The sequence below is a fragment of the Streptomyces roseifaciens genome, assembly GCF_001445655.1.
In the GTDB taxonomy this organism is placed as follows: domain Bacteria; phylum Actinomycetota; class Actinomycetes; order Streptomycetales; family Streptomycetaceae; genus Streptomyces; species Streptomyces aureoversilis.
Map to the genome: position 1 here is coordinate 2243894 of NZ_LNBE01000003.1, position 26437 is coordinate 2270330.

20 protein-coding genes are annotated in these 26437 nt (G+C 68.8%); 11 read left to right on the forward strand and 9 right to left on the reverse strand.

The window, feature by feature from the left end:
• Window positions 1-124 precede the first annotated feature (124 nt).
• The 3 genes from AS857_RS15390 (at window position 125) to AS857_RS15400 (ending at window position 3745) form a co-directional block, all read left to right on the forward strand.
• A complete protein-coding gene (locus tag AS857_RS15390; protein WP_058043655.1) occupies window positions 125-1618 on the forward strand; it encodes an RICIN domain-containing protein in 1494 nt (497 codons plus the stop codon).
• 114 nt (window positions 1619-1732) lie between these two features.
• Entirely contained in the window at window positions 1733-2950 is a 1218-nt protein-coding gene (locus AS857_RS15395; RefSeq protein WP_058043656.1) for a basic secretory protein-like protein, read from the forward strand.
• Between the two features lie 423 nt (window positions 2951-3373).
• Window positions 3374-3745 carry a cupin domain-containing protein gene (locus AS857_RS15400; RefSeq protein ID WP_058043657.1) on the forward strand — a complete coding sequence of 124 codons (372 nt, stop codon included), beginning with the start codon at window positions 3374-3376 and terminating at the stop codon, window positions 3743-3745.
• On the opposite strand, the gene AS857_RS15405 is transcribed toward AS857_RS15400, so the two are convergent.
• Both AS857_RS15405 and AS857_RS15410 read right to left on the reverse strand, forming a co-directional pair.
• The gene (locus tag AS857_RS15405; RefSeq protein ID WP_058043658.1) at window positions 3721-4242 is read right to left on the reverse strand and encodes a hypothetical protein; all 522 of its coding nucleotides are present in this window, start codon (window positions 4240-4242) and stop codon (window positions 3721-3723) included. The two genes, AS857_RS15400 and AS857_RS15405, sit on opposite strands and share 25 nt — an antisense overlap.
• Window positions 4243-4397: 155 nt before the next feature.
• Window positions 4398-4844 (reverse strand): hypothetical protein, encoded by a 447-nt coding sequence (locus AS857_RS15410; protein WP_063804260.1) that lies wholly within the window; start codon window positions 4842-4844, stop codon window positions 4398-4400.
• 622 nt (window positions 4845-5466) lie between these two features.
• Here AS857_RS15410 and AS857_RS15415 point away from each other — a divergent pair.
• From AS857_RS15415 to AS857_RS15430, 3 genes are all read left to right on the forward strand, one after another.
• Complete coding sequence (locus AS857_RS15415) at window positions 5467-6030, forward strand: YrhB domain-containing protein (RefSeq protein WP_058043659.1); 564 nt, start codon at window positions 5467-5469, stop codon at window positions 6028-6030.
• A 526-nt stretch (window positions 6031-6556) separates the two neighbouring features.
• The gene (locus AS857_RS15425) at window positions 6557-8107 is read left to right on the forward strand and encodes an alpha/beta fold hydrolase (RefSeq protein ID WP_079110361.1); all 1551 of its coding nucleotides are present in this window, start codon (window positions 6557-6559) and stop codon (window positions 8105-8107) included.
• Window positions 8108-8119: 12 nt separating this feature from the next.
• Window positions 8120-9742, forward strand: a complete 1623-nt coding sequence (locus tag AS857_RS15430; protein WP_058043662.1) for an alpha/beta fold hydrolase — start codon at window positions 8120-8122, stop codon at window positions 9740-9742.
• A gap of 48 nt (window positions 9743-9790) precedes the next feature.
• Here AS857_RS15430 and AS857_RS15435 read toward each other — a convergent pair whose 3' ends face one another.
• The 3 genes from AS857_RS15435 to AS857_RS15445 form a co-directional block, all read right to left on the reverse strand.
• Window positions 9791-11677: a hypothetical protein gene (locus AS857_RS15435; RefSeq protein WP_144440827.1), complete on the reverse strand. Its 1887-nt coding sequence runs from the start codon at window positions 11675-11677 to the stop codon at window positions 9791-9793.
• A gap of 154 nt (window positions 11678-11831) precedes the next feature.
• Window positions 11832-13007, reverse strand: a complete 1176-nt coding sequence (locus AS857_RS15440) for a tryptophan 7-halogenase (protein ID WP_079110362.1) — start codon at window positions 13005-13007, stop codon at window positions 11832-11834.
• A complete protein-coding gene (locus AS857_RS15445; RefSeq protein WP_058043664.1) occupies window positions 13004-16042 on the reverse strand; it encodes a LodA/GoxA family CTQ-dependent oxidase in 3039 nt (1012 codons plus the stop codon). Before AS857_RS15445 ends, AS857_RS15440 begins: the two co-directional genes overlap by 4 nt.
• A gap of 129 nt (window positions 16043-16171) precedes the next feature.
• On the opposite strand from AS857_RS15445, the gene AS857_RS39570 reads away from it, so the two are divergent.
• The 5 genes from AS857_RS39570 to AS857_RS15470 are packed head-to-tail and all read left to right on the forward strand — an operon-like array spanning window position 16172 to window position 21397.
• A complete protein-coding gene (locus tag AS857_RS39570; protein WP_144440828.1) occupies window positions 16172-16480 on the forward strand; it encodes an ApyA family aminopyruvatide-related RiPP in 309 nt (102 codons plus the stop codon).
• Window positions 16481-16499: 19 nt separating this feature from the next.
• Window positions 16500-17369: a multinuclear non-heme iron-dependent oxidative enzyme ApyH gene (apyH, locus tag AS857_RS15455; RefSeq protein WP_160330237.1), complete on the forward strand. Its 870-nt coding sequence runs from the start codon at window positions 16500-16502 to the stop codon at window positions 17367-17369.
• An 8-nt stretch (window positions 17370-17377) separates the two neighbouring features.
• Window positions 17378-18244 (forward strand): hypothetical protein, encoded by an 867-nt coding sequence (locus AS857_RS15460; RefSeq protein WP_144440829.1) that lies wholly within the window; start codon window positions 17378-17380, stop codon window positions 18242-18244.
• Window positions 18245-18246: 2 nt separating this feature from the next.
• A complete protein-coding gene (locus AS857_RS15465) occupies window positions 18247-20268 on the forward strand; it encodes a B12-binding domain-containing radical SAM protein (RefSeq protein ID WP_079110364.1) in 2022 nt (673 codons plus the stop codon).
• Window position 20269: 1 nt separating this feature from the next.
• Entirely contained in the window at window positions 20270-21397 is a 1128-nt protein-coding gene (locus AS857_RS15470; protein WP_144440830.1) for a methyltransferase domain-containing protein, read from the forward strand.
• On the opposite strand, the gene qhpG is transcribed toward AS857_RS15470, so the two are convergent.
• Genes qhpG through AS857_RS15490 form a run of 4 tightly spaced genes read right to left on the reverse strand, consistent with a single transcriptional unit; the run spans window position 21305 to window position 26434 of the window.
• A complete protein-coding gene (qhpG, locus tag AS857_RS15475; RefSeq protein WP_058043670.1) occupies window positions 21305-22759 on the reverse strand; it encodes a flavin-dependent monooxygenase QhpG in 1455 nt (484 codons plus the stop codon). The two genes, AS857_RS15470 and qhpG, sit on opposite strands and share 93 nt — an antisense overlap.
• Window positions 22756-24144 carry a radical SAM/SPASM domain-containing protein gene (locus tag AS857_RS15480; protein ID WP_107105587.1) on the reverse strand — a complete coding sequence of 463 codons (1389 nt, stop codon included), beginning with the start codon at window positions 24142-24144 and terminating at the stop codon, window positions 22756-22758. Before AS857_RS15480 ends, qhpG begins: the two co-directional genes overlap by 4 nt.
• Entirely contained in the window at window positions 24141-25019 is an 879-nt protein-coding gene (locus tag AS857_RS15485; protein ID WP_058043672.1) for a LodA/GoxA family CTQ-dependent oxidase, read from the reverse strand. Before AS857_RS15485 ends, AS857_RS15480 begins: the two co-directional genes overlap by 4 nt.
• Complete coding sequence (locus AS857_RS15490; protein ID WP_058043673.1) at window positions 25016-26434, reverse strand: hypothetical protein; 1419 nt, start codon at window positions 26432-26434, stop codon at window positions 25016-25018. The genes AS857_RS15485 and AS857_RS15490 overlap by 4 nt, the downstream gene beginning before the upstream one ends.
• Window positions 26435-26437 lie beyond the last annotated feature (3 nt).

Here is a 26437-nt window from a genome sequence, read left to right on the forward strand (position 1 = left end):
CCCCCGGCGCCCGCGCGCCCCTGGGCCGCGAGCTGGTCGCGGATGGGCTGTCCATCGAGTGTTGAACCGATCCACCTACGGTCCGGGCACCACCACCCGCACTCGTAGATGGATGGAGCATCCGTTGCGCAGACATGCCTTCACACTGGCGCTCGCCACAGCCGGCCTGGCCGCTGCTCTCCCCATGGCCCAGGTGTACGCCGCCACCCCGACCACAGGTCCCACCGCATCCGCCCCGCGCACGGCGGACGGCGGCGCCTTCGCCCGGGCCACGGCCACCGACGCCCAGCAGCGTGCCTTCTGGACCGAGCACGAAAAGGACGGCACCTTACGCCAGTTCACGGGGAAGCTGCCGGACTGGAAGCCGAAGGCCGAGCCGCCGCGGGCGAAGGAGCCGGACGCCGGGCGGATCGTTCAGGCGCCCGCTGCCGCGCCACAGCAGCAGGGGAAGAGCCGGTTCGCTGCCGGCTCCCCGGGCGAGACCAGGCTGCGTGCCACCACCGGCCGTATCCGGATCGCCTGGCCCGATGGGGGCAGCTGGTGGGCCAGCGTCTGCACGGGCAATGTGATCACCAGCGACAGCAAGGACGTCGTCGCCACGGCGCGCCACTGCATCCCTCATGACAAACAGGACCGGATCATCTCCGAGGCGCAGTACGAGTTCACCCCGGGCTACTCCAAGGACGCCGACGGCACCGAGCACGCCCCGTACGGCAAGTGGACCTTCCGCTCCGTCGGTGTCGTCAGCGGCGGTTCCGACCAGCAGACCAGCGACACCGCGTTCCTGGCGTTCAACACCCAGAACGGCACCCACGTCCAGGACAAGGTCGGCGCCTCCGGCTACCGGTTCGGGATCACCTCGCTGCCGAACCAGGTGGTGATCGCGGGGATACCCGCCAATTCCAACCAGTTCCACACCTGTGTGAGGCAGCCCTACTGGGGTCCGGACAACCCACCGCAGATCCTGGGCCACGGCGGACCCTGCACCGGTGACAGCGAGCTCTCCGGCGGCGCGAGTGGCGGCCCCCTCCTCGACGGCGACACCTTCGACAGCGGCCCCGTCCAGATCGGCAACTTCTCCGGCAGCCGAGTGAACGACGCGGCCGCCGCGGTCTGGCGCGACGCGGCCCTCGCCGTCTTCCGCTCCGTGCAGGGCCAGGGCGGCGGTCAGCCGGGCCACGACAAGGTCACGACCTTGACCAACGCGAACAACAACCTGGCCGACCTCTACGCCTACCGCACGGACAGCGGCGCGCCCGTCCACGGCTACCACGCCACCGGAGGCCAGAACCAGCAGTGGCACCTGTGGGACAAGGGCGACGGCTACTTCCTCGTCGAGAACCGCTACACCGAGCAGCAGGGCCTCACCGGGGCCGAGGCCCGCGTCCTCGACTACAACTACTCCAACGGCACCGCCTGGTCGCACCGGGTGAACGGCACCGGATCCGACAACCAGCTCTGGCGGTTCCGCGCCACCACCGGCCGCCCCGGCTGGTACACGATCCGCAGCAAGCGGGGCGACCTTTGCCTGGGCGCCCCCGAGGGCGAGGGCCAGTTGACGGTCGCCTCCTGCGGCACCACGGACGGCCTCGACTCCCAGCAGTGGAAGCTCCAGTAGCGGAGCGCGACGCCCGTAGTCACACGTGCGGGTCCGTACCGACCGGACCCGCTTCCGCCGGCGCCCTTCGCCTGCAAGGGCGTTCTCTCTCCATCCTCGCCGAAAGGCCCGTTCATGCGCATGCGCAACCTCTCGATCACGGCCGCCGTGCTGGCCGCCGTCGCCGGTCTCACCGGTGGCCTCACCGCCACGGCGGCCCACGCCGCCGAACCCCTGCCGGAATCCGGCGGGACCTACCGGATATCCAGCCACGCAGGCGGAGCCCTGCAGTGGGACGGCCCCCGCAACGGCGCGGGCGTGCGCGTCAAGGACTGGAACGAGAACCTGACCGAACAGACCTGGACCGTCACCGACGACGGCACCGGGAGCTGGAGCGTCAGAATCCCGCGCACCAACTACGCCGTCGACCGCGACCTGGGCAACAACTCCGTCGCCGCCTGGAACGACATCGGCAGACCCAACCAGCGGTGGTGGCTGCAGAACCTCCCCGACAGCCGCGCCTGGCTGCTGCACAGCGGCGACCGCACCGGCGGCGACACCTGCCTGACCCGCCTCCCCGACCTGGGCACCGCGGCCCGCCCCTGCAACGCCGGCGACAAGGCCCAGCAGTGGAACCTCGACAAGGTCACCGCCCAGCCGCCCACGCCCAGCGTCCCCGTCACGCTGCAGATGGTCGACTCCGGTGGCTACGACCCGAACGCCCTGCGCTCCTGGTTCGACAGGAGCAGAGGTCTCCTCCAGGACCAGTACGGGAAGATCAAGCAATTCATGACCGGTGGCGCGTACGAGGTGAAGCCCGGAATCAACGTCGTCTTCGACGCCGGACACGAGAGCTTCAAGAGCCCCGGCGTCGCGGCCGTCTTCGAGCCGAACGCGAAGCCCAAGTACAACAACGAGAAGTCGATCATCCTCCGCCCCGACTACGTGATGAACAACCCGGGCGACACCGGATCGCTCATCCACGAACTCACCCACCAGGTGCAGGACGCCGCCAACGGAGGCTGGCTGAACGAGGGCCAAGCCGACTACTACCGCAAGTACGTCTACAACGTGAAGGAGAAGCCGGGCATCGACCGCGTCCGCGGCACCGACTACAACCGCGGCTACGACTCCACCGCCTTCCTGCTCAACTACATCGCCCACAAGCACCCGTCGGGTGAGAACATCATCCAGAAGATCAACAACGAGGTGCGGCGGCAGGGCTTCGGCGCCGACGGCGACCGCGTGCTGGCCACGATCACGGGCAAGGGCGGCGGGCAGTGGTGGGCCGAGATGTGGAACGACATCCAGGCCAACCCGACCAGGTGGACCAACCCGGCCTTCCGCGACTGACGGTCTTGTGGGTGGTCGGCGTGGCCAGTGCGATGGCCCATGCACGCCGTGCCGGCCTGCCGGTTCGGCGTGCACCGTTCCACCACCACGCGGGTCATCGGCGGGTGCGGTCCCTGTCCCGGTGGAACGCGGCTGCACGAGCGCTCCCGGGACGCGGCTGCGGCAGCACCGTCCGCACCGCTCCGGCAGCATCTGTGGGGCAAGCCCGGGCTCCGGCCGAAGTCGGTCGACCTCGCTGTGAGCGCGGCGGACATCAGTCGGGGGGAGAGAGAACAGCCTCCCAATCGGCACCTTGAACGCCCGCCCAGCGAAGGAGTCAGCCCACTCCCGGTCACCGGGCCACCCGCCCGGCTCGTAGCGCTCGCCGTGCACCTGCGCCCGTGCCTATGTTCAGGACAGTCGATCTATTCAAGGAGAGGGCGCATGGCCGGTCTCGTACGCAAGAGCTTCGCTTCACCGGAGGAAGTGCGTCCCTTCGAGGAGGGCAAGGGGCGACTGGAGATGGTGGACGTGGGCGCCGGGCCGGTGGGGCGGGCGACGTTCGAGCCCGGCTGGCGATGGTCCCAGCATGTCAAGCCGATCGCCGGGACCGACAGCTGTCAGGCCCCCCACTTGGCCTACGTCGCCTCGGGCCGCATCAAGGTCGTCATGGACGACGGCCAGGAGGAAGAGTTCGGCCCCGGCGACTGCATGCTCTGCCCGCCCGGTCATGACGCGTGGGTCGTCGGCGACGAGCCGTGCGTTGTGATCGACTGGCAGGGCTTCGCCGATTACGCCAAGCGCAAGGCGGGGTAGGCAGCTCGTGACGACCACCTCACGAGCCGTCTCTCACCGGCGCCTGCCAGGTTGAGGCCGCCGAGGTCGAGGATGCCGCGGGCGGCATTTTCGTCAACTGTGACGCGGGGACGGCCGGCGCCCTGGAACGCCTCGGTCTGCAACTGAAAGCGGGTGGGACTGGCGCCCTGGACGGCGCGCAGGCGCCAGGGGAGGTCGTGAGAGCTCTCGGGGTGAGGCGGCACGGCCAAGTGCACGAGGACGGAGGCGTTGTGGTGGGTGCCGTAGCGCGTGTGTGCCGGGGTGTACGTGGCCAACCGGAGGTCGGCGTCCGGCGGGCCGGGGACCGCCGGGGGGTCTGGAGCGGGCTGCTGCGGTGCGTCGGCGACCGGGTGTGCTCGGGCCTGGTCGCGGAGGCCGGCGAGGAACTCCGGTTGGTGAGCCGTCTCTGGCAGCACCGTGGCGAACCAGCCGGCGAGGGCCGGGCCGCCGCGGTGGACGAGGGGCGCGGCGGCCATGGCATTGACGCCCAAGCGTGCCTCGGCGCCGGGCGCCGAGCCCAGGTCGGCGGCGAGCGAAGCGACAGGCAGGACCGCACGTCCCGCCGCCCACCGCTCCGCCCACCACCCCGCTCACCGTCTCGGCCCGCGGGTCAGCGGACCTGTCACCTGGTCTAGGCCAGGGTGCCGCAGTTCGTCTTGTAGCGGGCCACGACATAGCCGTCGATCTCGCCGCCCCAGTCGACGCACTTACCCTTGGCGTCCAGGTAGACCGGTCCCGAGTACGAGGTGAAGAAGCCGTATTGCTCCTGCTTCGACTTCAGTTCCTGGTTGCGCTGGATCCAGGAGCCCACCCACAGCCGCGAGCCGGTCGAGCTGTTCCGCTTGGTCACCACGCAGTTCTTGCCGGTGGCCTTGTTGTAGGACAGGAAGACCGTCCCGCGGCCGGGGATCGGGATCTGGTTGACCTGCGCGTAACCAGTACCGCACTCCTGGTTGTACGCGGCGGCGCGGGCCGGAGCGGCGACAGACATTCCGCTGCCTGCCACCAGCGCGGTGACGGTCGTGGCGGTGACGAGCAGCGCAGCTCCCGCAACACGGGTACGTGCAGTACGTTTCACTGTGCCCTCCGTAGAAGTCGCATGGTGCCGGTTGATGCACGTACGCGGGACGGCCGTCTCCGTGTCCACACAGACACTCCACACCCCAAAGAGGTTGCACGCCTCCTCATCCCCACGATGCAGAACCAGCCACTACGCCGCATAACGGCGCGTGCCTCACAGGCCCCCGTAGTCCCATCCGAGTGACGCCGACCGCGCGTGCCGCCGCCCTCATGGGAGCTGTCCCGGCGTTCCTGTATTCATGGGCCTGCTCTACGTCGCCGGAGCGGTCCTGGAGGCGGAAGTCGGCGGCACCGACGCGTCTCCGCCGCGGCCCTGCCGGAGGCTGGGGAACCTGGAACGCCCCGCGAGCGTGGTCGGCTCGTGCTTTACGCTGCGCGCCTGGCCTGGCCGTCCCGGTCCGCCGCGCCGCGGTGGCGTACGTCGCTGGCGAGGGTGACCGAAGACCGACCGCCACTGCGCGGAGCCGGCCGCCTACCCCGATGCAGCGCACCCAGCACGGCCATCGCGGAGCTCGCACGGTGGCGCGGCGGTGCGGTATTCCGGAACGGTGCGTCTGCAGATGCCCTGCGAGCGGGAAATCTGTTGGCCGCTGCCCGAGTCTGTACGAGACGCTGCACGCGTGATCGATCGAGATGTGGCGGTTCGGATCGTTGAAGAAGAACTGGAACGCGACTATCAGAGGGAGCTGTCGGCAGGTCTGGACGCCGTGCGCATGGCTGTGGCGTGTGTAGAGCAGCACGAGCTGGTGTGGATCGTCTCCTGGACGTCCGAGGAGTACCTGCGCACCCGGAATCCGGACTACATGCTGGCCGGGAACGGACCCTATTTGGTTGATCGCGTCGACGGAGGCCTACACAAGATTGGTGTCGTCTCGGCGGCAACCGGCGCGTGGGAGGCGGACTACCGAGTCCGTATTCGAGGTCAGGCGATACGGACCGCGGTGGACGATCTGCATGATGAGGTCCGGGCGGTGGCAGCTGCTCGCGGCCGGATTCACGCCATGCACACCCTGCGCCGGAGCGTGCCAGTCCTGTCCCCTGTCCAGGTCATGGACTACGTGACCGCCTTGAACGACGCCGATGCTCCTCCGGCACACCTCGTAGAAATCGCCACCGTAGAGCTGGTGCCGCCGGTCGATCCGGTTCTGTCTGTGCGGACCATTCGCACGACTGGGAGCCGTTGAGCACGCTGGCCTTGGCAGCGCGGCCTTCCTCTGGGGACGCTGCCGCAGTCGTACTCCGGCAGGCCCGCGTCAGCGGGGGCCGGCGTGGGTAGCGAGTGCCTCGCCCAGCGGTGTCGGTGCCGACCTTGACGACCGGCCGGGGCCGAAGCCGGCAGATGCGTCACCGTGACATCGGTGACGGGACCGGGCCGTCCGGAAGACCCGGACAGCGCAAGGCCCGGCAAGTCCGAGCACCGTCTGGGTCCGGCTACGGGCGGAGCGCGGTCAGCGCCTCGGTGTGGATGCTCTCTTCGCCCACGCCAGTGGGGCCGAACGTCAGCAGGGCCTGGCGCAGATCCTCCTTGCACGCGTTCTGACAGGCCCCGACCTGGGCTGCTTGAGCTCTTGGGATCCATCCGGCGCCGGCTGTCTGTCCGTGTGCACCTGTCCAACCCGCCCGGTATTGTCCGTAATGCGCGATCCGCCCAAGCCGCTGCGGCGTTGTCCGGCTGGGCAGCCGTGGACGTCTGCAGAGGAACGGGATCACATGACCAAGCACGGCATAAATGCGGTGGCCGTCACGGCCGCCGCCCTGGTCTTGGCAGCGTTCAGCCCGATACCGAGCAGTGCCGCGTCTCCACACGGCCACACCGCCGGGCCCGGCCCGACAGCCCCGTCGCGGTTCGTACCCGGTCCCTGCCCGAGGACGCCCGAGCCGATCGCCGCGCTCAGCACCGCACGGTGCGGTTTCCTGGAAGTCCCCGAGAACCGCGCCCGCCCTGGCAGCCGGACGATCCGGCTTGCCGTGGCGGTCATTCCGGCCACGTCGGCCAAGCCCGCCGAGGATCCGGTGGTGTTCATGTCGGGCGGCCCGGGCGGCGAGACGTTCGACGACATCCCCTTCCTGGTCGACTCCGGCCTGAACCGGGATCGCGCGCTGATCATCATGGCCCAGCGGGGCAACCTCTACGATCAGCCGAATCTCGCCTGTCCGGAGATGGACCGGTTCAACGCGCAGTACGTGGGGCTCGGCTACGACTCGCCGCAGGCGAAACGGCTCCTGCTGGACTCGGTGAAGAAGTGCAGGAATCGCCTGGCAGCCGACGGGATCGACCTGAGCGCGTACAACACCAAGGAGAACGCCGCGGACTTCGCCGCCCTGCGCACGGCACTGGGCATCCCCCGGTGGAACGTCTACGGGCACTCCTACGGCACCAACGTGGCCCTCACCTACCTGCGCAACAACCCTCAGGGGATTCGCGCGGTGGCACTCGACTCGGCCACAGCTCCGCAGATCGTCACCCTGCCGTGGGGCTGGAGCAGCGCCCGGGAGGGCATCGAGAACGTCCTCAAGGCGTGCGCGGCCGAGCCCCGCTGCAAGAGCCGCTACCCGGACCTCCGCCGGACCCTCACCGAGCAGGTGCGCAAGCTGGAAGCGCACCCCTTGACGCTGAAGGCCCGGCCGCCGAGCGGCGGAGACCCGGTGAAGGTCGTCCTCGACGGGGGCGCCCTGCTGAACATCCTGGTCGCCAATGCCATCCCGTTCCCCGACGTCCCCGCGGCGATCCATGAGCTCGCCCACGGACGTCCGGAGCGCTTCGCGCGGGCCCGCGCGGCCGACTCGGCTGCCGTCGTCGGCATGACCGCGCACGGCCTGACGGAGTCGGTGGTGTGCAGCGAGTGGGTGCCGGGGTATTCGAAATCCGACGTGCTGAAGGCGGGGCGCCGGGCCTTCCCCGGGTGGCCGGACACGGTCCTGGCCCAGGCGCCGCAGCTTCCCTTCCAGCACGAGGTGTGCCGCATCTGGAACGTTCCCGACCGCGCCGCCTCCCACCGGGTGGCCACCACCAGCGCGGTGCCGGCACTCCTGATTGCCGGGACATTCGATGCGAAGGTCGGGGCGAGCTGGGCGCGGACCGCGGCCCGTACGCTGTCCCGCTCGACCTCCGTACAGATCCCCGGGATCGGACACTGGGTGGTCCCGCAATCGCCCTGCGCGCAACGGGTGCTGGCCTCGTTCCTCGCCCGCCCGACCGCGCCCGACACCGCTTGCGTGGCCGGTCTCACCCCGAAACCGTTCACGATCACCCCGAAGTGAACGGGAGGGCAGATGACACTCGACCACGCACCCCGCCGTCGCCGTACCCTGCGCCGGCTCCACGCCGCGCCGGCCGCGCTGGTGACCGGAATCCTCGTCGGCGGCTTGCTCGCGACGCCCGCACACGCAGAACAGCGCACCGGCACCGGCACCGGCAACGGCACCTTCACCGGAGCAGCGATCGGCACAGTCGCCCGGACGGAGGGTGATGCCCGCTTCGAGCCGGGCCCCTGCCCGAAGACACCGGAGCCGATAGCCGAGCTCGAAAAGGCCCGCTGCGGAACGCTCACCGTGCCCGAGAACCGCGCCAAGCCGGGCGGTCGGCGGATCACCCTCGGTGTCGCCGTCGTGCCGGCGGCGGCCGCCGAACCGAAGCCCGACCCGATCGTGTGGCTCGCCGGCGGCCCCGGCGACGACGCCGTCGGGGAGGCGAAGATGGCGATCGAGGGCGGCCTGAACCGCGACCGGGACGTGATTCTCATGTCCCAGCGCGGTACGTACTCGGCCGACCCGGCGCTCCTCTGCCCCAACATCGACCGCTTCAACGCACGCGCGGTCGGCCTCGTCTACGACGCGCCGTCCACCGAGCGCCTGCACGTCAAGGCCACGAAGGCCTGCCGCGACCGGCTGGCGGGCCGGGGCGCCGACCTCAGCGCCTACAACGACACCGAGAGCGCCGCCGACTACGCGGACCTGCGCGTCGCGCTGGGCATCGACCGGTGGAACGTATTCGGCATCTCCTACGGCACCCACCTGGCGCTCATCTACATGCGCCAGCATCCCCACGGAATCCGGTCGGTCGGCATCGACGGCATCCTGCCGCCGTCCACGGCGGGCTCGGCGCTGACCTGGAGCAGTGCCCGGCAGGGCTTCGACGGCCTGTTCAAGGCCTGCGCGGAGGACTCCGCGTGCAACCGGCGCTATCCGAACCTGTCCGCCACCTTCGAACGCCTCGTCCGTGAACTCGAAGCCCACCCGGTCACCACCACCGTCAGGGTCCCCGGCCACCCGGAGCCGGTGAAAGTCGTACTGGACGGCGGAGCCCTGGTGAACTGGATGACCTCCGCCACCCACGTGGCGGAGGGCGTACCCCGCTCCCTCGACGAGCTGGCCCACGGCAAACCGCAGCGGATCGCCGAGCAGTGGGCGGGCGGCAAACTCAGCCCCCAGGCCTTCGGCAGGGTGGCCCACGGGCTCGCCTACGGCATCTTCTGCAGTGAGTGGGTACCGTACGAGAGCCAGGCCGAGGCGATCCGGGGCGGGCGGGAAGCGTTCCCGTCGTTCCCCCGCTCGGTACTGGCCCAAGCCCCGCAGCTGACCTTCCTCCGTCCGGACTGCCACGTCTGGAACGTCCCCGCGGCGCCGCCCTCGATCCGGAACGTCACGCGGAGCGACATCCCCACCCTCGCCTTGTCGGGCGGCTTCGACTCCCAGACCGGGGCGGCCAGCGGACCGTACGTCGCCCGCACGCTGAGCCGCGCCACCGTCGTCACGGTCCCCTACGAGCCCCACGTGGTGTTCGCCACGTCACGGTGCGCCCAAGAGATCACCGTCTCCTTCTTCGACAACCCGACCGCCCCGAAAACCGGATGCCTCACCGGCCTCAAGCCGCCCCGGTTCGAGATCGGCCCATGAAGTAGCCGACGTGCCGGTGGGCGGACACACGGACGCTGCTTGCAGCTGCTACACCCGGAACGACTCGGTGACTGCTGACGAACTCGTGAATCCGTTCGTGGTGATGATGCGCACTTGGACGTTGTCCCCTGGACGGAACTGCCCGCGGTCGACATGAATCACGGGGTCGCGCATGCCTACGGCAATGGTTCGCCAGGTGGTGCCGCCGTCGGTGCTGACTTGAGCGGAGTAGGTCGTGGTCGGGGCCTCTTCTTCGAGTCCCCGGTCGAATTCCAGGGCCAGCCCCATGGCCCCTTCCTCGGTGCCGGTGTGCCGGGTGGCACGCAGAGCGGGCGGCGGGCCCGATGCCTGAAAGACGTCGACGGGCTCTCCTGCGATCACCAACTCGATGGCCTCCGCTTGTGGTCCGATGGGGACCACCGCATCGACAAGCCCGGTACGGTCATCGTCCGGCTCGAGTTCGGAGTCGACCTTGACTTTGACCGGGTACTCGCGTGGTGCGGCACCGCCTGCCTGGATCACCCGCAGGATCGCCGTCGTCTCGCCACCCGCCGCGGATTGTCCGGACGGCGCGGCCAGGGCGGATACCGGATTGACGAACTGGATGCTGCCCTGCCCGGTGGTGAGGTTGGCCCGCGCGACGACACTGACGTATTTGTCGGCGTGGGCATCCGGGCCGGCTGCACCCCTGGCTGCACCGCCGGCTGCACCCCCGGCGGGGGAAGCCGCCTCGGGGGAGCTGACGACAGGGCGCACCGGGAACCGCTCGTCCGGTCGCCCGCCGGATCCGCCGGGTGCCGTGGCGCCCGTCGGGGAAGCACCCCCGGTGGGGGCTCCGGCTGTGCCGTCCTCCGCGACGAGCCTGTTGCGCACCCCTTCGTAGGTGTACGAGCTCAGCCACTGGAAGTTGCAGTACGTCATCACATCGTGCCACCGCAGTCCCGGAAGGGCTGCCATGGGTATGTTCAGAGCGGGGTCGCCCACGTCGAATCCGACGAATCCGTGGTTGGTGTCGGAGATGAGTCCCTGCTCGAAGGGATAGTTCTGGAGATCATCTTCAGTCTGATTGCAGTAGCCCGGATGCAGGCGTCCGAATGTGTGTGCGAGCTCGTGTGCCCCGTACCAGTCGCCATATGTGCCATCGAAGTCCCAGCCGAAGTCGGCGGGCCCCGCCGGGCCCGAAGCGACTGTTCCGGGGTCCGGGGCCGTGGGAATCCCCGCAGCACCCCCGCGCATGAAGAAGCCTCCGTCGCCCACCATCCCGTAATAGTGGGTGCGTGGGTCGGCGCCTTCACTGATGTCCAGGGCGCGGAGGGCCGCAAGCTGGGCGTTGGCGGTGCCGTACTGGAAGGGGGGCGATGCGTTTGCGTCGACAATGGCGGTTGAACTGATGACCCGGCTCACCGGGTAGGCGCGCTTCAGCCAGGAGATCAGGCCCTGGAAATCCAGTGTCCTGGGCGCGTGGACGACGGGGGGTGTGCCCGAGTGGTAGCGCAGTCCCAGGATCCGTACCCGCAGAGGCGGGGACGACCGGAATTGAACGCTCGTCGGGCTCTGGGTTCCCGTGACCGTCAGGGACTCGCCGGTTGCCGTGTCGACGACATTCGCCACCCGTATGTGCAGCGGCCCCATTGCAGTATGTGCCTCAGGGAGACGGAAGTTGAGGCTGAGTCTCACATCATTACGGCATTGGGGGACGTTTCCCGCCAGTGAGGGATCCAGGAAGACCGTGCCGAGGGAGGAGACCACGGAGGCGGTATCGGCCGGCGACCGGCTCACCGAAATCTCGCCGCGCACGGTGACTCCGGGCGCGGAATCGCAACTGAGGTAGAGCCGGACCACCGTGGACTTACCCGCGATCAAGGGTACGGAATGGTTCAGGTCCTGCACTGTCTGGGTGACTTCGACTGCATCCAGGTTCACGTCAGGCGCCATGATCGACCTCCTCATAGCGACATGAATCGGGCGACATGAATCCTCTGTTCCACCCTACGGCCGGTCGGGTGACCCTGCCGCGCGAGCGGATCGCAGACGCTGCCGGAACGAGTGGTTTCGCTTAGGCGCGTGTAGATGCGTGTTCCGGCCCCTTTCAGGCAATGCCGGGCAGGGCCTTCACTCCCGTGCGACGTCGTCGCCAGAAGGGGCTGGAGGGCCAGCGTTGCTCCTGGTCGTACGCGTACGCATGATGTCTGCGGTAGGCAGCCGCGATGCCCTCCAGGAACTCTGTGTAGTCGGCAAGCTCATCGGCCGTCCGGCCCGCGTCGGCCAGACACGCGGCCACGGTCTGTCCGGCACGGGCACCGGTGTGCAGCGCCGTGAGGATGCCCTGCGAAGAGAGCGGGTCGAAGGCGAGGGCCGCATCCCCGGCCGCCACCCAGCCCGGGCCTGCGGCGGGGGACAGCTGCAGGCCGTGGGCGGGTGCCCAGCACGGCACGGGAGCAGAGGCGGGGTCGTAGCCCTCCAGCCGGCGGTACACGTGGCCGGTTCGGGCAACTCCGCGCCAGAAGCCCTGGGGGGTACGGAGGGAGGGGTCGGCTAGGTCGGGGTCGGTCAGATAGGCGACCAGGCGTCCGGCCGGGATTCGGGTGGTGTACCACCAGCCGTGGGGCGCCGCCTCGACAAGGGTGCGCGCCTCAACGTCCTCCCGGTGCTCCCGGTGCTGGTCCGCGGGGTGACGGTCGCGGAACACGGTGTACGCGGTGACGAGCCGGTCCTGCCGGCGGCGATGGCCGTGCCGGCGGCCGATGACGCAGCGCCGACCAGTGGCATCGACCGTCCAGCGACAGTGCAACTCCGTCACGGTGGCGGTGCCTCGCTCACGGACGATCAGGCGCCTGCCGAGCTGGTCCAGCACCGTGGCCCGCCGCAGTTCGGCGCCTGCCGCGACGGCCGCGTCCCGCAGGAAGGCGTCGAAGCGGAGTCTGTCGAGGTGCCAGCCGTGCCCGTACGGGTCGAACAGGTGGCTGCGGCCGTGCAGCTCCTCTGAACCCCAAGCACTGTAGATTCCCGTGGACCTCGGATGCCCGGCGGCCAGAAAGCCGTCCAGCAGCCCGAGGTCGCGCAACAGCGGGCGGGCGGCGGGTGGCAGGGACTCCCCGATCTTGAACCCGGCTTGGCCCGCGCGCGGCGAGGAATGCCCGCCATCGTCGAGGAGCAGGACCCGGTAGCCGGCCCTCGCCATGACCAGTGCCGCTACGGCGCCCGCCGGGCCGCTGCCTGCCACAGCCGCGTCGGCCTGTCCGGGCGGGCGCACGGGCGCGGTCACGGACTCGGCCGGAAGCGTTTGACTTTCGCGATGAAGCCTGCCGAAACCTCCTCGTCGGGCAGGTCTGCCATGGTGACTGCAGTGGCCATGGCGGCCGGGCCGTGGACCGGGTCGGCGCCGAGGGGAACGTGCACCGTGACCAGGTTGCGCCGGGCCGGCGGGGCGGGCTCACGCGGGAAGCTGACCTCGGACTCGACCAGCATCTCCGCCGGGAAGCGGGGATCGTCGGTGGGTCCGGGACGCCGCTCGACGACACCGAGCTTGCCGAAGTCCGTCACCATGGCGTTCATGGTTGCCTCGTTTCCCGTGGGGAGCCAGCGGAGCCAGGTCCGCCGCTTCTCGAACGCGGCCAGGCGCTCCGCCATGGGGCGGGAGGTGTCGACGACGATGTCGTACTCATCCTCGGCGAGCACGTGGTTGGGCACTCGGGCCGGCCAGAAAGTGGGGAGGTACGGGTCGTAGTGGCCAAATCCGTAGAGTCGTTCGTAGCCGGACCTGCAACTTGCGGTGTCGGTCTGCCAGGGCACGGCCATCCACCGGGTCAGGTGGCCGGGGCCCTGGGCGTAGAGCGGGCCGTCGAAGGAGAGCGCCTCCTTCGGGGTGAGTGTCAGGCCGTAGGACGGCGGCTTCGGCGCGAGCGGATCGCGGTGGCGTACCCGGAACGGGCTGCTGTACAGGGTGGTGTGGCGCATCGGCCAGGTGAGCTCGCAGCCGGGGTGGAAGGCGTCGGCGAGGCAGAACGACAGGGCCGCCCGGTCGAGGGTCTGGGGCCTCTGGGAGAACGGGACGTCGTCGAGGGAGGCGGGTGGCACGGCCTGCGGGTCGTAGTCGGCGACGAAGTTTCCGCCGGCCCAGCGCTCCAGGAGGCGGTACTGGAGCGGGGAGAGCGCCACGTGCTGGCGTACGGTCTGGGGCGGTAGGTTCATCGCGTCGCCGTAGACCGCCGGCCACGGCACGGGCGACGTGCCGTCACGATCGTAGTCGCGCATCGAGAGCCAGACCTGGGAGCGCAGCTCCTGGTGGACGGGGGAGGGATCCGCCAGCTTGGCGAGCCGGTCGGGGTCGAGGAAGTGCTCGCGTCCGCCGTGCCCGAACTGGGCGGCCAGCCCCTGGTTGACCCACTGAAGCCCGCACAGCCGACGCAGTACGGGCAGCACGTCACGGGTGAACGAGACCTGCTGCGGTTCGGGGAGGAGCCCGGCGGTGACGAAGGCGTCGCGCACCAGGTCGTACATCGTGCGCACCGAGGTGAGTTCGGGTGCGTAGTTGGGCGGCGCGGTCACCACCCAGCCCGGGTCGACCGGGATGGACCGCCCCGCGATGCTGACTTCCGCGGTGACCGGGCCGTCCGAGACGTCGTCGTACCAGCCGTCGTTGTTGGCGAAGTCGCCGGCGGGAGTATCGGTGACCGAGGCCGAGACACCCCGGCCGCCCAGGAAGACCAGCCGACCGCTGTCGTCGGTGCGCAGTTCGCCCAGGTAGACGGGTCGTTCCAGGAAGGTGCCGGTGTCGAAGCGGTATTCGGCCTTGCCGGAGCGGTTGCGGCCGCGCACCGATCGGGGCCCGGGATTGATGGCCAGGCGTTTGCGCTGGGCGGCCGGGACCTTGGGGTTGCGCAGGTTGCTGTCCATGGTGCCGGCCGCCTCCGGGATGTCGAGGGCCAGCTGGAACTGGTACCAGGCGGCCTTCACGTTGGCGACGTGGACGGTCCAGCGCAGGTCCGCGTTGTCGGCGGTCAGCTCGGCGACCGGCTCGCCGGCGGCGTTGTAGCCGTAGACCCGGAAGCGGACGGCCTGGCGCTTCAGGGCGCCGGTGGCATCCTTGTAGCTCCCGGTGGGCTGCGCGGCCGGATGGTCGACCTCGGGGCCGAGGACGTACTCGTCCATGCTGTCGCCGACCCGGGCCACTCCGATCGCGGGGTGCACGGCCGCCCTGACGATCCTGGTGTCGCGTCCGGGCGGCGGCGTGACCGGCGGGCGGGCGGGGCCGGGCTCGGTCGCCGGGATGCCGTTCACGTCGCGGCGTTGTTCGGCCGAGGCGCGGTAGACGGTCTTGCGCACTTCGGCAATGCTGCCCACCGGGCGGTGCTCGGCGAGGCTGTGCCACGGGTTGTAAGCGAGGTTCTCGCCGTAGGCGGCCTGGCCCCGGACGGTGACGTCCTGCTTTCGGAGGGTCAGCCGGGCCACTTTCACCGGCGCACTCCCGGACTCCTCCCAGCGCACGGTGGCCCGGTCCAGCGGCATGCGCTGCGGGTCGGTGCGGAACTGGAGCATCAGGTCGAAGGCCGCAGTTCCCGCCGCGAGCCGGTGTCGCAGGTCGGCGCCGAGATACGTGGGATCCTCGTCGGCCGGCACCGCCGCTGGGTCGCCGGGCTCACAACCTGCGGGAACGAGTTTGTACTTGACGAAGCGGTCAGGGCCGAAGGCGTAGGGCAGCACGCCCCAGTACGTGGCCGTCAGCACGCTCTCCTCGGGCTTGGCCATCGCGTCGAGGATTTCCCGGGTGATCGGGTGAGCCTGCAGGTACGGCTCGTAGTTGCCGTCGACGGCACCGGCCCTGGTGAACTCGCACATGTCCTGGGCCGTGTCGACGAAGAAGACGTCATGGTTCTGCAGCAGCAGGTCCTGGGTGCCGGCCTCGTCCTCGCCTTCCAGCAGCTTCGGGCCGGGCACTCCGAACAGCTTGATGCCGAGACCGAGGGTGGTCTTCAGATCGGGAACGCCGGGAACGGTGTCGCTGGAGAAACGTACCCAGGCGGTCAGCCCGTCAGCCCGTTCATGGGCGCATTGCAGGAACCCGAGGCGCAGTTCGGGTGGCAGATCGGGGGAGACCGTGAGCACTCCACGGGCCACACCGTGCGGTTTGAGGAATACCGGCCGTTTGACGGGGTCCTGGCCACGGGATATTCGCTCGCCCTGGGTCATGTCGACGAACATCTGCTTCAGTGCGGCGGCCGCATTCTCGGGGCACCCTGGGAGCTGCGGCTGCCCTGCGTTCTCGGCGTTCTCGTCGAAGGGTTCGGGGGTCCCGATCATGCTGTTCTCCCGTTTAGTGCAGCAGACTGCGGCCGCGGTGGCCCCGATCCAGTGGTCCTTGGGACGCCCGCTTCCGTCCACTCGCCCCCGATCCAGCGTGCACGAACCTTTGCGGACCAGCACGCCGAAGTGACCAACGGTGAGACCGGCCGTCCGAATGGAGGAGGTTCATTCGTCCAGACGGGTCATTCGATGGTGATTGACTTGACAGGTGCGCCGCATATCGCCGAAGAATCAGGTATGGCCAAATACGAAGACGCGGCACAGGTGGTCGTCACTCCGGCGTCCGTGGTGTTCTCACTCACGCCCGAGCATCGTGAACAGGCACAGCGGTGCCTGGAAAAGTCGGGTGAGGTGCGGATCTCGTTCAGCGAGGTCTCCGTGACCAACCTGACCGAGATTCGCGAACTGGGCGGAGACGGCGTCCTCGTCGACTGAACCCGGAACAGCGAAAATCGTGCCGAGCCCTGCAGTTCCGGCCGGCCCCGGAATCGGAGTCGCGTACAGCCGTACCACCCCAGGCCTCATCAGCCGGCACCCCGGACTTCTGGACTACGTGGAGGTCCCTTTCGAGCTGCTCCGTCATGACCCGACGGTCGCGAAGGCACTGGGTGGGACTCCTACGGTGCTGCACTGCGCCAGCCTCTCCCTCGCAGGTTCGGTGCCACCGACGGCAGCCGTCATGAGCAGCATCGAGGAGTGGGTCGGGGAAACCCGGACCCCATGGGTCGGCGAACACCTTTCCTTCATCACGGCCGAGCGGGCGCACACCGACTTCTCGGCCGATGTCTATGCCCCGGGTGAACCCTGGAACATCGGATACACGGTCAGCCCTCCGATGAACCTCGAGACCGTTGAATCGGTGGTCCGGTCGCTGGAGCGCGCGGCGTCCAGATTCAGTGTCCCGTTGATCATTGAGAACCCGCCTGTTTATTTTTCCATGCCCGGCTCCACCATGAGCCAGGTCGAATTCATCTCAGAGGTGGCTGCCCGCTCGCAAGTCGGCCTGCTTCTCGATCTCGCGCACTTCTGCATCACGTCCCGGACAGTTGGGTACGACCCGCTGGCCGAGCTGGCCCGGTTTCCCCTGGACCGAGTGGTGGAGGTACATATCTCGGGGTTCTCCGAAGAGGCGGGAGGGTGGTGGGACAATCACGCGAGCCGGGCGCCGGACGTGGAGCTGGAGTTGCTCGCGATGGTTGTCGAGCGTTCGCCCGTACGTGCTGTGACGCTGGAGTACAACTGGTCTTCTCGTTTCCCCGTGGGCGCTCTGCTGGAAGAGATCGCCCGCACCCGGGATGTGATCGACGCGTGCCGACGGAAGTGAGCAGGGCCGTGAACTCGGTCGTCGCCCGGTGCCTGCTGGAACCCGGGTATCTCGACCGGCTCGCACGGGACCCGCAAAGGGAATTGACAGCGCTGCCGGTCGACGAGGAGACCCGGGCCGCCATCGGAACGCTCGATGTCGGGCAGGTGCGTCTGTTCGCCGGCTTCGTCACCAAGGTCCAGCACAATGACCTGTGGGACACCTTTCCGCGGACACGGGCCCTGCTCAGGTATTACGGCATCGAACTCGAGACGTTCGCGGACTACCGCGCTCACTATGTGGAAATGTGCCGGGCCGGCAAGCCTTCCCGGGCAGAGAAGGCGGCACGCTTCCTGAGGTTTCTGGAGCGCCGTCTCCGGGATTCGGCGAGGGCGAACTGCCCCGGCCTTCTGGATGTCCTGATCCATGAGCGTCTGCAGTGGGAGGTGACACAGGAGGTTCTCGGGCACCGTCGCTCCGCCCCGGTTCGGCCGGCTGCCCGTGAGGTCCGTGCCGGCTCACTCGATCAGCGCGATCAGCGCGTGGTCGTCGCCTGTGATGTCATCCGCGTCGCCGCACTGGACCACGACCCGCTGGAGATTGCGGCCCGCCTCCAGGACGGTGGCAGCGCTCTCGCACACCTCGAGCCGAAGGCCGTCTGTTTCTGCTACTGGGGACGCACGAGCGAGCAAACGGTCTCCGTTCTCACGGTGGACACGGCAACCGCCGCTGTTCTGTCCGCTGTCGACGGCCACCGATCGGTCGACGACGTCCTTGACGAGAGCCGGGCCGTCCTGCCGGAGGCCGGTCGCACCCATCTGGCCCGCGTCCTTGACGGTGCGGTGCACCAAGGGCTCGTGCTGCTGGTCGACAGCCCGGCGAGAGAAGTGGGGTAGAGATGCGGGTCACCTTTGTCGACAACCTTCTGCTGGAGGAGAGACCCGAGGGGTACCACTTCGACCTCCAGCCCCATCTCGGGCTCATCTCCCTGCTTGCCGTTGTGCACCAAGCAGGGCATGAAGGGACTCTGGTCGATCCCAAACTGGGCGTCAGTTCAGGCAGGCTGGCGCTGGACGCATCTTTGTACGAGCGCATCGCCGACGACGTCCTCGCCTCACGGCCGGACGCCGTCGGAATGACAAGCCTCGGCTGCAATTTCATGGCCACGGCGAAAGTCGCGGCGCACCTCAAACGCCTGGCCCCCGACCTGCCGATTCTCCTGGGCGGCCCGCACGCGAGCATCCTCGACGTGCCGGTGCTCCAGCGCTACCCGCAGTTCGACCTGGTCGTACGCGGAGAGGCCGAACTCACCCTGCCGCCTCTCCTCGACAGACTCCACTCCCGGCGGTTCTCCGGTCTGCTCGGCATCACCCACCGCAACGGGCACGACATTCACCGGGCCCCCGACGCGCCCCTGGTCACCGACCTCGACGCACTCCCGCCCGCCTCCTACGACCACTACCCCCTGGCACAGGCAGGGCTGACGACTATCCGGGTGGAGGCGGGCCGCGGATGTCCCTTCGCCTGCACCTTCTGCTCGACAGCGAGCTTCTTCGGCCGCCGCTACCGGCTGAAGTCCGCGGAAAGGCTCTGCGCCGACCTGGACCGCTTGCACGACGCCTACGGAATCACGCACTTCGCACTGACCCACGACCTCTTCACGGTGAACAAGGGGAAAGTCCGGGAATTCTGCGAAGAGGTGGCGCCCCGAGGCTACACTTGGACCTGCTCCGCACGGATGGACTGTGTCGACAGCGACCTCCTCCGGGCCATGGGACAGGCCGGCTGCCGCTCCATCTACTACGGCGTCGAGACCGGGTCCCCGCGTATGCAGAAGGAAGTAGCCAAGCGCCTCGACCTCGGCCTGTTCTGGCCGACACTCGGCGCGACCCGCGAGGCCGGAATGGAAGCGGTGGCCTCCTTCATCACGGGGTACCCGCAGGAAACCGAAGCCGACCAGGCGGAAACCCTGGACCTCATCGGGGCGGCATGGATCCGGCAACCCGTAATGCTCGCCACTCAGTTGCACCTCCTCACGCCGGAACCGGGAACCGAACTGCTCGACCGGTACCGGGACCGACTGGCCTACGACGGCCACATCTCCGACTTCAACCTCCCGACCCTTGAGGCGGACGACGCGGAGATCACCCGGCTGGACCCCGAAGTCTTCGTCAACCACCACTACTACCGGAGCGTCCTGCCCAGGCATCGCCACATCCTCGTCACGTCCGCCTACCGGGTCCTGTGCAGACTCGGACGCGCAGTGCAACGCCACCTGCTGTCGCGATACGACAACAGCCTCAGCAGGTTCTTCGACGACTTGATCTCCTGGGAGCGCACCGCACCGAACGCCCCTTCGGATACGGCAGAGCTGGTACAGGCGTACCTCTGCGCCCGGTGGGGCGCGGAGGACTACCTGCTCTCCCTGGTGCGCTACATGCTCGCAGCCACCGATCCGGCGCGGGGACGTTACGGTGACGGACCGGACCGACCGGATGCGCCCTCCCGCTCGGCCGACCCGCTGGTGCAGACCTCTCCTCGGGCCGCCGTGCTGAGGGACATTCACGCGTGCCCCGAAATCCTGGACCTGCTGACCTCGGCCACGACCCCGGAACCGGTGAAGGTTCCGCACTCGCTGCGCACGCGGCGGGGCCACGGCCTCCTGCTCCCGGGCAGCGACGGACAAACCATGCGGTACATGGTGATGAGCGAGGACTCCCTGCATCTCCTCGCGTTCCTCGAGGCACCGCGAAGCAGAGCGGAGATCGTGCGGTACCTCGGTGTTCGGGGCGCCGAAGCGGAGCCGCTCGACCAGCTTCTCGATCATCTGCTCGCTCTCGGCGTCCTCAGGCAGAGGGAACCCGCCGAGCGCGAGGAACACGGCGAGTACGACGAACCCCGTGAGACGGCCCGTGTCTGACATGACGACGCGACGGGACGCCATGGACGTGATCGAGGGGTTCTACTGTTCCCAGACGGTATGGGCACTGCACAGGCTCGGCGTGCTCCCCCGCTTGGAGGACGGTGCCGACGTCCCCGCCCTTGCCGAAGAGTTCGCTCTCGACGAGCAGCTTCTGTCCGCGGTGCTCGACTTCATCCACCGGACCACGGACCTGCTGGTCCGGGAGGATCACCACTACCGCCTGGCTCCGTCCTGCCGCCCTTACCGCCGCACCGCGTTTCACCTGGAGAAGTTCCTCGGCGCGTATGGCCCAGTCATCGCCGGCACCGCCACGGTCCTCGCAGCTCCGGGGAGCGGCCCGGAGCTGAGGGACCTCCCCTCCCTGGCACGAGCCTTCGGACAGCTGGAACCACGCTCCCCCTCTTTGACCGCCCGGGTGCTGAGGGCCTGGGGCGTGACCTCCCTGTTCGACCTGGGCTGCGGCGCAGCCACCCTTCTCGTCGAACTCGCCACGGCAGACCCGGAGTTCCGTGGATGGGGCGCCGACTCCTCGGACGCCATGGTGAAGGCCGCCGACGAACGCATCAGCCGTTCCGGACTCGGCGGCCGCCTCCGCATCCTCAGAAGCGATGTCCGGGAACTCGGAGGGCTGACCCCGCGCCCGGACGTGGAGGACGTCCAAGCGCTCTACGGACGCAGCATCGCGAACGAGTTCTTCGCCGATGGCGGCCGGAGCGCCGTCGAGGTGCTGACCGGGCTCAAAGAGCTGTTCCCGGGCCGTCTGCTCTTCCTCGAGGACTACTACGGCCGCCTCACCCACCACCCGCCCGCCGGTGGGAATCACCGGCACACCCTGCTGCAGGACCTCGCTCAGGTGCTCAGCGGGCAGGGAGTGCCACCCCCGGATCTGCCCGGCTGGTCGGGTGTCTATCAGGCCGCCGGCTGCAGCTTGGTCAAGGCGTACGAAGGGCACAACGAGGAGATCTCCTGGTTCATCCATGTCCTGGTTCTCGGCCGTCGGCCCCGGCCCGGCCCTCCGTCGCCCCGTGCGATGTCAAGGGACCGCCGCCATCAGGCCGCAACGGTGCAGCCAGGTGGCGATGGTCATGACTTGCCCAGGTGCCATGGTGCGGCTCCAGGCTCCTAAGGTCTCGGCCAGCGTGTACTCGCCCGACAAAGCATCTGTGAGCGGGGCGACTGCGAGTCCCTCGACGTAGGCCACGGGTCTGGCCAGGGTGGGATGGGTGAGTGCGGGGCGGAACGACACCTGGTTGCCCACGACGCAGGGGGTGCTCACCAGCTTGGTGGCGGGCGAGAGGCGCACGCGCCGGTGTATCAGGTCCGCCAGGTCCATGGGGGAGGTGATTGCGGGTCCTTGCGTCGGGAGCGGGCGGGCGCGGTGGCGCCAGAAAGCATTGCTCCGGTGGGTCCGGTGTTCCGCGTAGTACCCACCGGCCCACTTCCTGTGCTGCTCGACGGAGTGCCGCTGACCGTCGCGGTAGAAGGTCAGCGCGGCGGTCCTGTCGCCGTCCTCGGACAGCAGAGTGTGCACGGTGACGGCACCGGCCATGGCGGTCTGCAGGGCCTTCTCCACGCCGGACGAGGAGAGCGGATCGATGGTGAAGGCGGCCTCACCGAGTCTGATGTAGTCCTCACCGACAGGATCGGGGTCGAAGTAGCTGGTGGCGCCGCAGACCTCCACCGTGGTCCCGGGTCCGTCTCCCACGAGCCCGCGGAACAGTTCGGAGCCGGCCAGCAGGTTCTGGAAGAAACCGTCCAGAGATGACTTGCGAACGCCCGAACGGTGCAGGTGCTCCAGGTCGGTGAAGGCCATGGCCCGGTAGCTTCCGCGCGGCAGGAGCGTGCCCCACAGCCAGCCGTTCGGCCCGGCCTCCACGCGGGTTGCCGGGGCGTCGCGCGGGCTGAGACGCAAGGCTGCGTGCAGGGCGATCGTCCGAGGGCCGGTGCGCTGCACGCGGCCGCCGAGGACACGTGCCCGGCCGGTGGCGTCGACCAGGAATCGGGCGCGAAGGAGCTGAGGCCCCTCGGGTGTCGTGACCGGCACCTCCCAGCCGCCGTTCCCTCGGCGCGGACGGCGTGCGAGGGCGGGCTGGAGCACCACGACGCCGGCGGACCGGGCGGCATCCAGCAGGAGTTCGTCGAAGCGGCCCCGGCATACCGTGAGCCCTGTCGCGTGTGCCGGCAGGCGGACGTGTCGCACCCGGTCGTCCGCCCAGCGCATGCTCGACTCGGTGGGGGAGAGGAAGCCCGCGCCTTGCACCGCATCAAGCATCCCGAGGCTGTCCAGCAGCGGTCGGACGGCAGGCGTCAGCGCTTCACCGATGTGAGGGCGCGGAAACGGCTCCCGTTCCACGAGAAGCACCTGGTGACCCAGTTCGCTCAGGCGCCTGGCACAGACCGCGCCCGCCGGTCCGGCGCCGATGACACACACTTCGGTCTCGGCTCCCGAAGTGATCACGGCCTTGCCGGACGCCGCTCCGGCAGTCACGCCGGTGCTCGGGTGGCCGGTACCGGACGGAAGTAGTCGGGCCGGCGGATCTGCAGGCGGTGGTACGCGCCCAGGGCATAGTGCAACCAGCCGCGGATGTAATGGCAGGAGGGCCGCCCGCGTTCGATGACCTCGTGATGGCAACCGCCTCCGCACAGGTAGCGTGCCCAGCACGAGCGGCACGGCTCCTGGCGGTGCACATGCCGGTCATCGAGCCACTTCAGTTGGCGGCTGCGATCCACGCCTCGGCTCAGGTTGCCCATCGCGCCCTTGGCGTCTCCCACGAAGCGATGGCAGGCGGCGAGATCACCCTCCGCCGAGACGCCCAGGTATCCTGCCCCGGCACCGCATGGATAGGGCCGGTGCGTGCCTTGGTGGAGCTCGCGCAGTGCGTTGACCAGGTTGGCGAACGGGTAGCGGCGGCCGGCGATCACCTGTCGCTCGAACTCCTCGCCGCATGCGACCATCTGGCCCAGCATCACCTCCAGGTCGGCGACGGTCAGCTCGCGTCGGCCGTTCGGGGAGTTGAGCAGGGGGGAGAAGCCGACGCTGTGGAAGCCCAGCTCGACGAAGGCGTCCAGGGTGTCCTTCAGGCCGAGGTTGTCGGGCGTGACCGTGACCCGGGCCGAGACCTGCATACGGCGCTGCGTGGCCAGCAGCGGGGTCACATTGGAGATCACCTTGTGGAAGCTCCCGCGCCCGCCTCTGTACGGGCGCAGCGAATCGTGCACCTCCTGGGTGCCGTCCAGACTCACCGTCACCGCGAAGCCGTGGCTTTCGAAGAAGTCGGCGTCCGCGGCCGTCACCACCGTGCCGTTCGTAGTGATCGAGAAAGTTACGGGCACGTTCTTCTCGTCCGAGAGGCGGACCGCCTGCTCGGTGGCGGCGTGAATGACGGGCCGGTTGAGCAGCGGCTCGCCGCCGAGGAACGAGAGATTCACCCGCTCACCCGGTGCGGCAGTGCTGAAGAGCAGCTCCACGGCTTCCAGCGCGGTCTCGACCGGCATGCTGGTGGGCGCGCTGCCGAAGCTGCCCTGCTGGGCGTAGCAATAGGTGCAGCCGAGATTGCACTTCTGCGCCACTGCGAGCGACAGGGCGCGCACCGGCGGCTCGACGAGCGGCCTGTCATCGATCAACTGCGGCGCGTCCATTCCCAGGTCGGACATCGCTCGGGAAAGTCCGGCTTCGTCCTTGGTCTGCCGGGCGCGGTCGAGGACCTCGTAGGTTTCGGCGTCGAGATCGAACAGACGGCTGCCATTGACCACGAGGGCGTGCGTACCGACCTCGGTGCGCAACAGATGCAGGTCGGGATTGACCGGTGCGGACATTTCAATCAAATCGCGGGCTTGGTCATGGGCCGCAGAGCCGGCGCGGGAGGAGGTCATCGGGTGGCCTCATCCGCGGTGTCCGGGTAGTCCCGGCCGCCGACGACGAATCGCAGCCGCCGCTGCCATTCCCGGAAGAGGTCCTCGTACGTCAGGAGGCGGGTGTCGTTGCCTCTGTCGAGCACGTATCCCTTGGGCTCGCGGTGCACCGAGAGCCAGTTGTTGCCGACGCTGACGCCCTGTTCGTCCACGTCGACATTGACGTAGTCCGGTCGACTGGCCGCCCAGTAGTAGCAGGCGCACTCACGGTAGTCGTTCTGCCAGGGCGAGCAGAGACTGCGGGTGAGATCCCCGGGCTGCACCAGCTGTTCGTCGATCACCGCCAGCTGATCCTTGACCACCTGGCTGGTTGCGAACAGCGGGCGGACAGTCAGCTCCACTGCCTGAACGGCCGCGCTCAGTTCGGCTGGTTCCTCCGGGATGCCCGCCGGATTGTCGGACGGCTCCTTGGTGAACTCACATGTCACCTTCTGGTTGACGTGACGGTCCAGAACACCGGCAAGAGAGTTGGACCACTCCAGCATGGTCACGGCGTCAGGATTGCTGACTGAATTGAGCTGTTCGGACCCACCTCTGGGGAACTGCGGCCCCATCAGGGGGCCGATCACCCGCTCACCGGCCACCCGGAGCAGCCGGCAGCGTTCGAGGTTCTTGTGGTCCGGGTCGGCCCGGACGACGTAGTTGTCCGCCTCATGCAGCTCGATGCCCTCGAAGATCCGGCGCCAGATGTTGCGGAAGTCGAATTCGAGCCCTGGGAAGGCGTTGGAAATCGCCGATGCCGCCAGAGTGCTCGGTGGATTGCCGGGCGCCCGGTAGTGGAGCTGTGCGGAGAGGTTGGTCGGCTGGATCGAGGTGATGGGCTGCGGAAGTGTCATCCCTGCTCCCTGAGGCCGGTGGTCGGAGTGGCGGCACCGGCCGGACCGTTCTCCGTGAAGATCGCCCGCTGGGCGGCTTTCCGGACGATGTCGACCTGGCGGCGGGTCAGTGCGAGTGAGCGGCCGTCCGCCCCGCGCATCAGGGCCGGCATCTTGCGCCGTCCCTTGTCGGACAGGTCACCGACTTCGTCGAAGTCGCGCAGCACATCGGCAAACCATGGGGCCGTGCCGCTGCGGAGACCGGTCAGCACCTGCTGATGCAGGTTCAGCAGAGCCGTCCGGTCGACCAGCGACGGAGCCATGATCGGCTCGTACGCACGGCCGGTGTCGCCGGTGTCCTGGCTGGCCATCGTGTTGTTGGGACCGACCCCGACCACCGTGTTGCCGTTCATCACCTCCGTGTTCATCAACCGGACAGTGTCGAAGGCACGTCGAACCACGTCCTCGGCGGCCTCCAGGGACATCTCATCAATGCCGACTGCAGGACCGAACATGGCCTGTTCCAGCTCGTCGGCGACAGAGCGGACCGGAAAGCTGTCCGGGGCGTAGGTCGGCGGACCTGCGCCGATCCACGCGTACGCGCTCAGCAGCGTCCCCTCGATGGTGAGTTCCGCCCTGACCAGGCCGTCGCACTCGTCGTCCAGATAGCCCTTGCTGGCCGACTCGGAGTCGCTGGCGTAGATGCCGCCGGGAACGGTCACCTTGGGGTCCCCGCTCCTATCGGCATATCCCCGCCATCCGCCCTTGTCGGCGTCGTACAGGACATCGGCCAGATTCGGGTCGCGCTCCGGCTCGACGGGCGGAGTCCCGGGCGGCGGCGTTTTCTCGCTGGAGCCGTAGACGAGTCCGGCGGCGGGCGTGAAACGCAGCCGGATGCCGGGGAAGCCGGGCGTGGGCCTGATGTACCGGACGTGCCCGAAGGGAAGTTGCTTACCCGTCAAGAAGTTCGGGCACGTGCCGTTCAACGCGTGCACAGCATGGTCGTGAATCGGTCCGACCCGGGCGTCGATCCGGTCGGCCTCGACACCCGTCCGCCGGTAGATCTTGTGGTTGGCCACGTGCACCGACCAGCGCACGTCCTCGGGACCGAGGCGGTACCGCTCCAGCATCTGGACGGTCAGCGGTTCCAGTACGTCGTCCCGGCCCGGCTCCGAGGTCAGTGCCCAGACCTCCAGGAACGGTGCCACCGGGCGGACCATGCCGTCTTCGGTGAACTGGAGTGCGAGCGGGGCGTCGGCCGACGTGATGGCTCCGCTGTCCGGATCCACATCGAAGGTCGGGGCAGGCAGCAGTTGCCGGGGTGCCAGCAGATTGTGCGGATCCACGAGCACTTCGTAATTGTCCATGGGCCGGGTGGCTTCCCCCAGCCGGCCGATCGCCAGGGGCGGGAGAATCCGGAGTTCCTTGATGGCCACGCT

Bases quoted from the DNA above. Each gene is read 5' to 3' on its own strand.
- AS857_RS15395 (WP_058043656.1), top strand. From the start codon at position 1,733: ATGCGCATGCGCAACCTCTCGATCACGGCCGCCGTGCTGGCCGCCGTC.
- AS857_RS15400 (WP_058043657.1), top strand. From the start codon at position 3,374: ATGGCCGGTCTCGTACGCAAGAGCTTCGCTTCACCGGAGGAAGTGCGT.
- AS857_RS15405 (WP_058043658.1), bottom strand. From the start codon at position 4,242: ATGGCCGCCGCGCCCCTCGTCCACCGCGGCGGCCCGGCCCTCGCCGGC.
- AS857_RS15425 (WP_079110361.1), top strand. From the start codon at position 6,557: ATGACCAAGCACGGCATAAATGCGGTGGCCGTCACGGCCGCCGCCCTG.
- AS857_RS15430 (WP_058043662.1), top strand. From the start codon at position 8,120: ATGACACTCGACCACGCACCCCGCCGTCGCCGTACCCTGCGCCGGCTC.
- AS857_RS15435 (WP_144440827.1), bottom strand. From the start codon at position 11,677: ATGGCGCCTGACGTGAACCTGGATGCAGTCGAAGTCACCCAGACAGTG.
- AS857_RS15445 (WP_058043664.1), bottom strand. From the start codon at position 16,042: ATGATCGGGACCCCCGAACCCTTCGACGAGAACGCCGAGAACGCAGGG.
- AS857_RS15465 (WP_079110364.1), top strand. From the start codon at position 18,247: ATGCGGGTCACCTTTGTCGACAACCTTCTGCTGGAGGAGAGACCCGAG.
- AS857_RS15470 (WP_144440830.1), top strand. From the start codon at position 20,270: ATGACGACGCGACGGGACGCCATGGACGTGATCGAGGGGTTCTACTGT.
- AS857_RS15480 (WP_107105587.1), bottom strand. From the start codon at position 24,144: ATGACCTCCTCCCGCGCCGGCTCTGCGGCCCATGACCAAGCCCGCGAT.
- AS857_RS15485 (WP_058043672.1), bottom strand. From the start codon at position 25,019: ATGACACTTCCGCAGCCCATCACCTCGATCCAGCCGACCAACCTCTCC.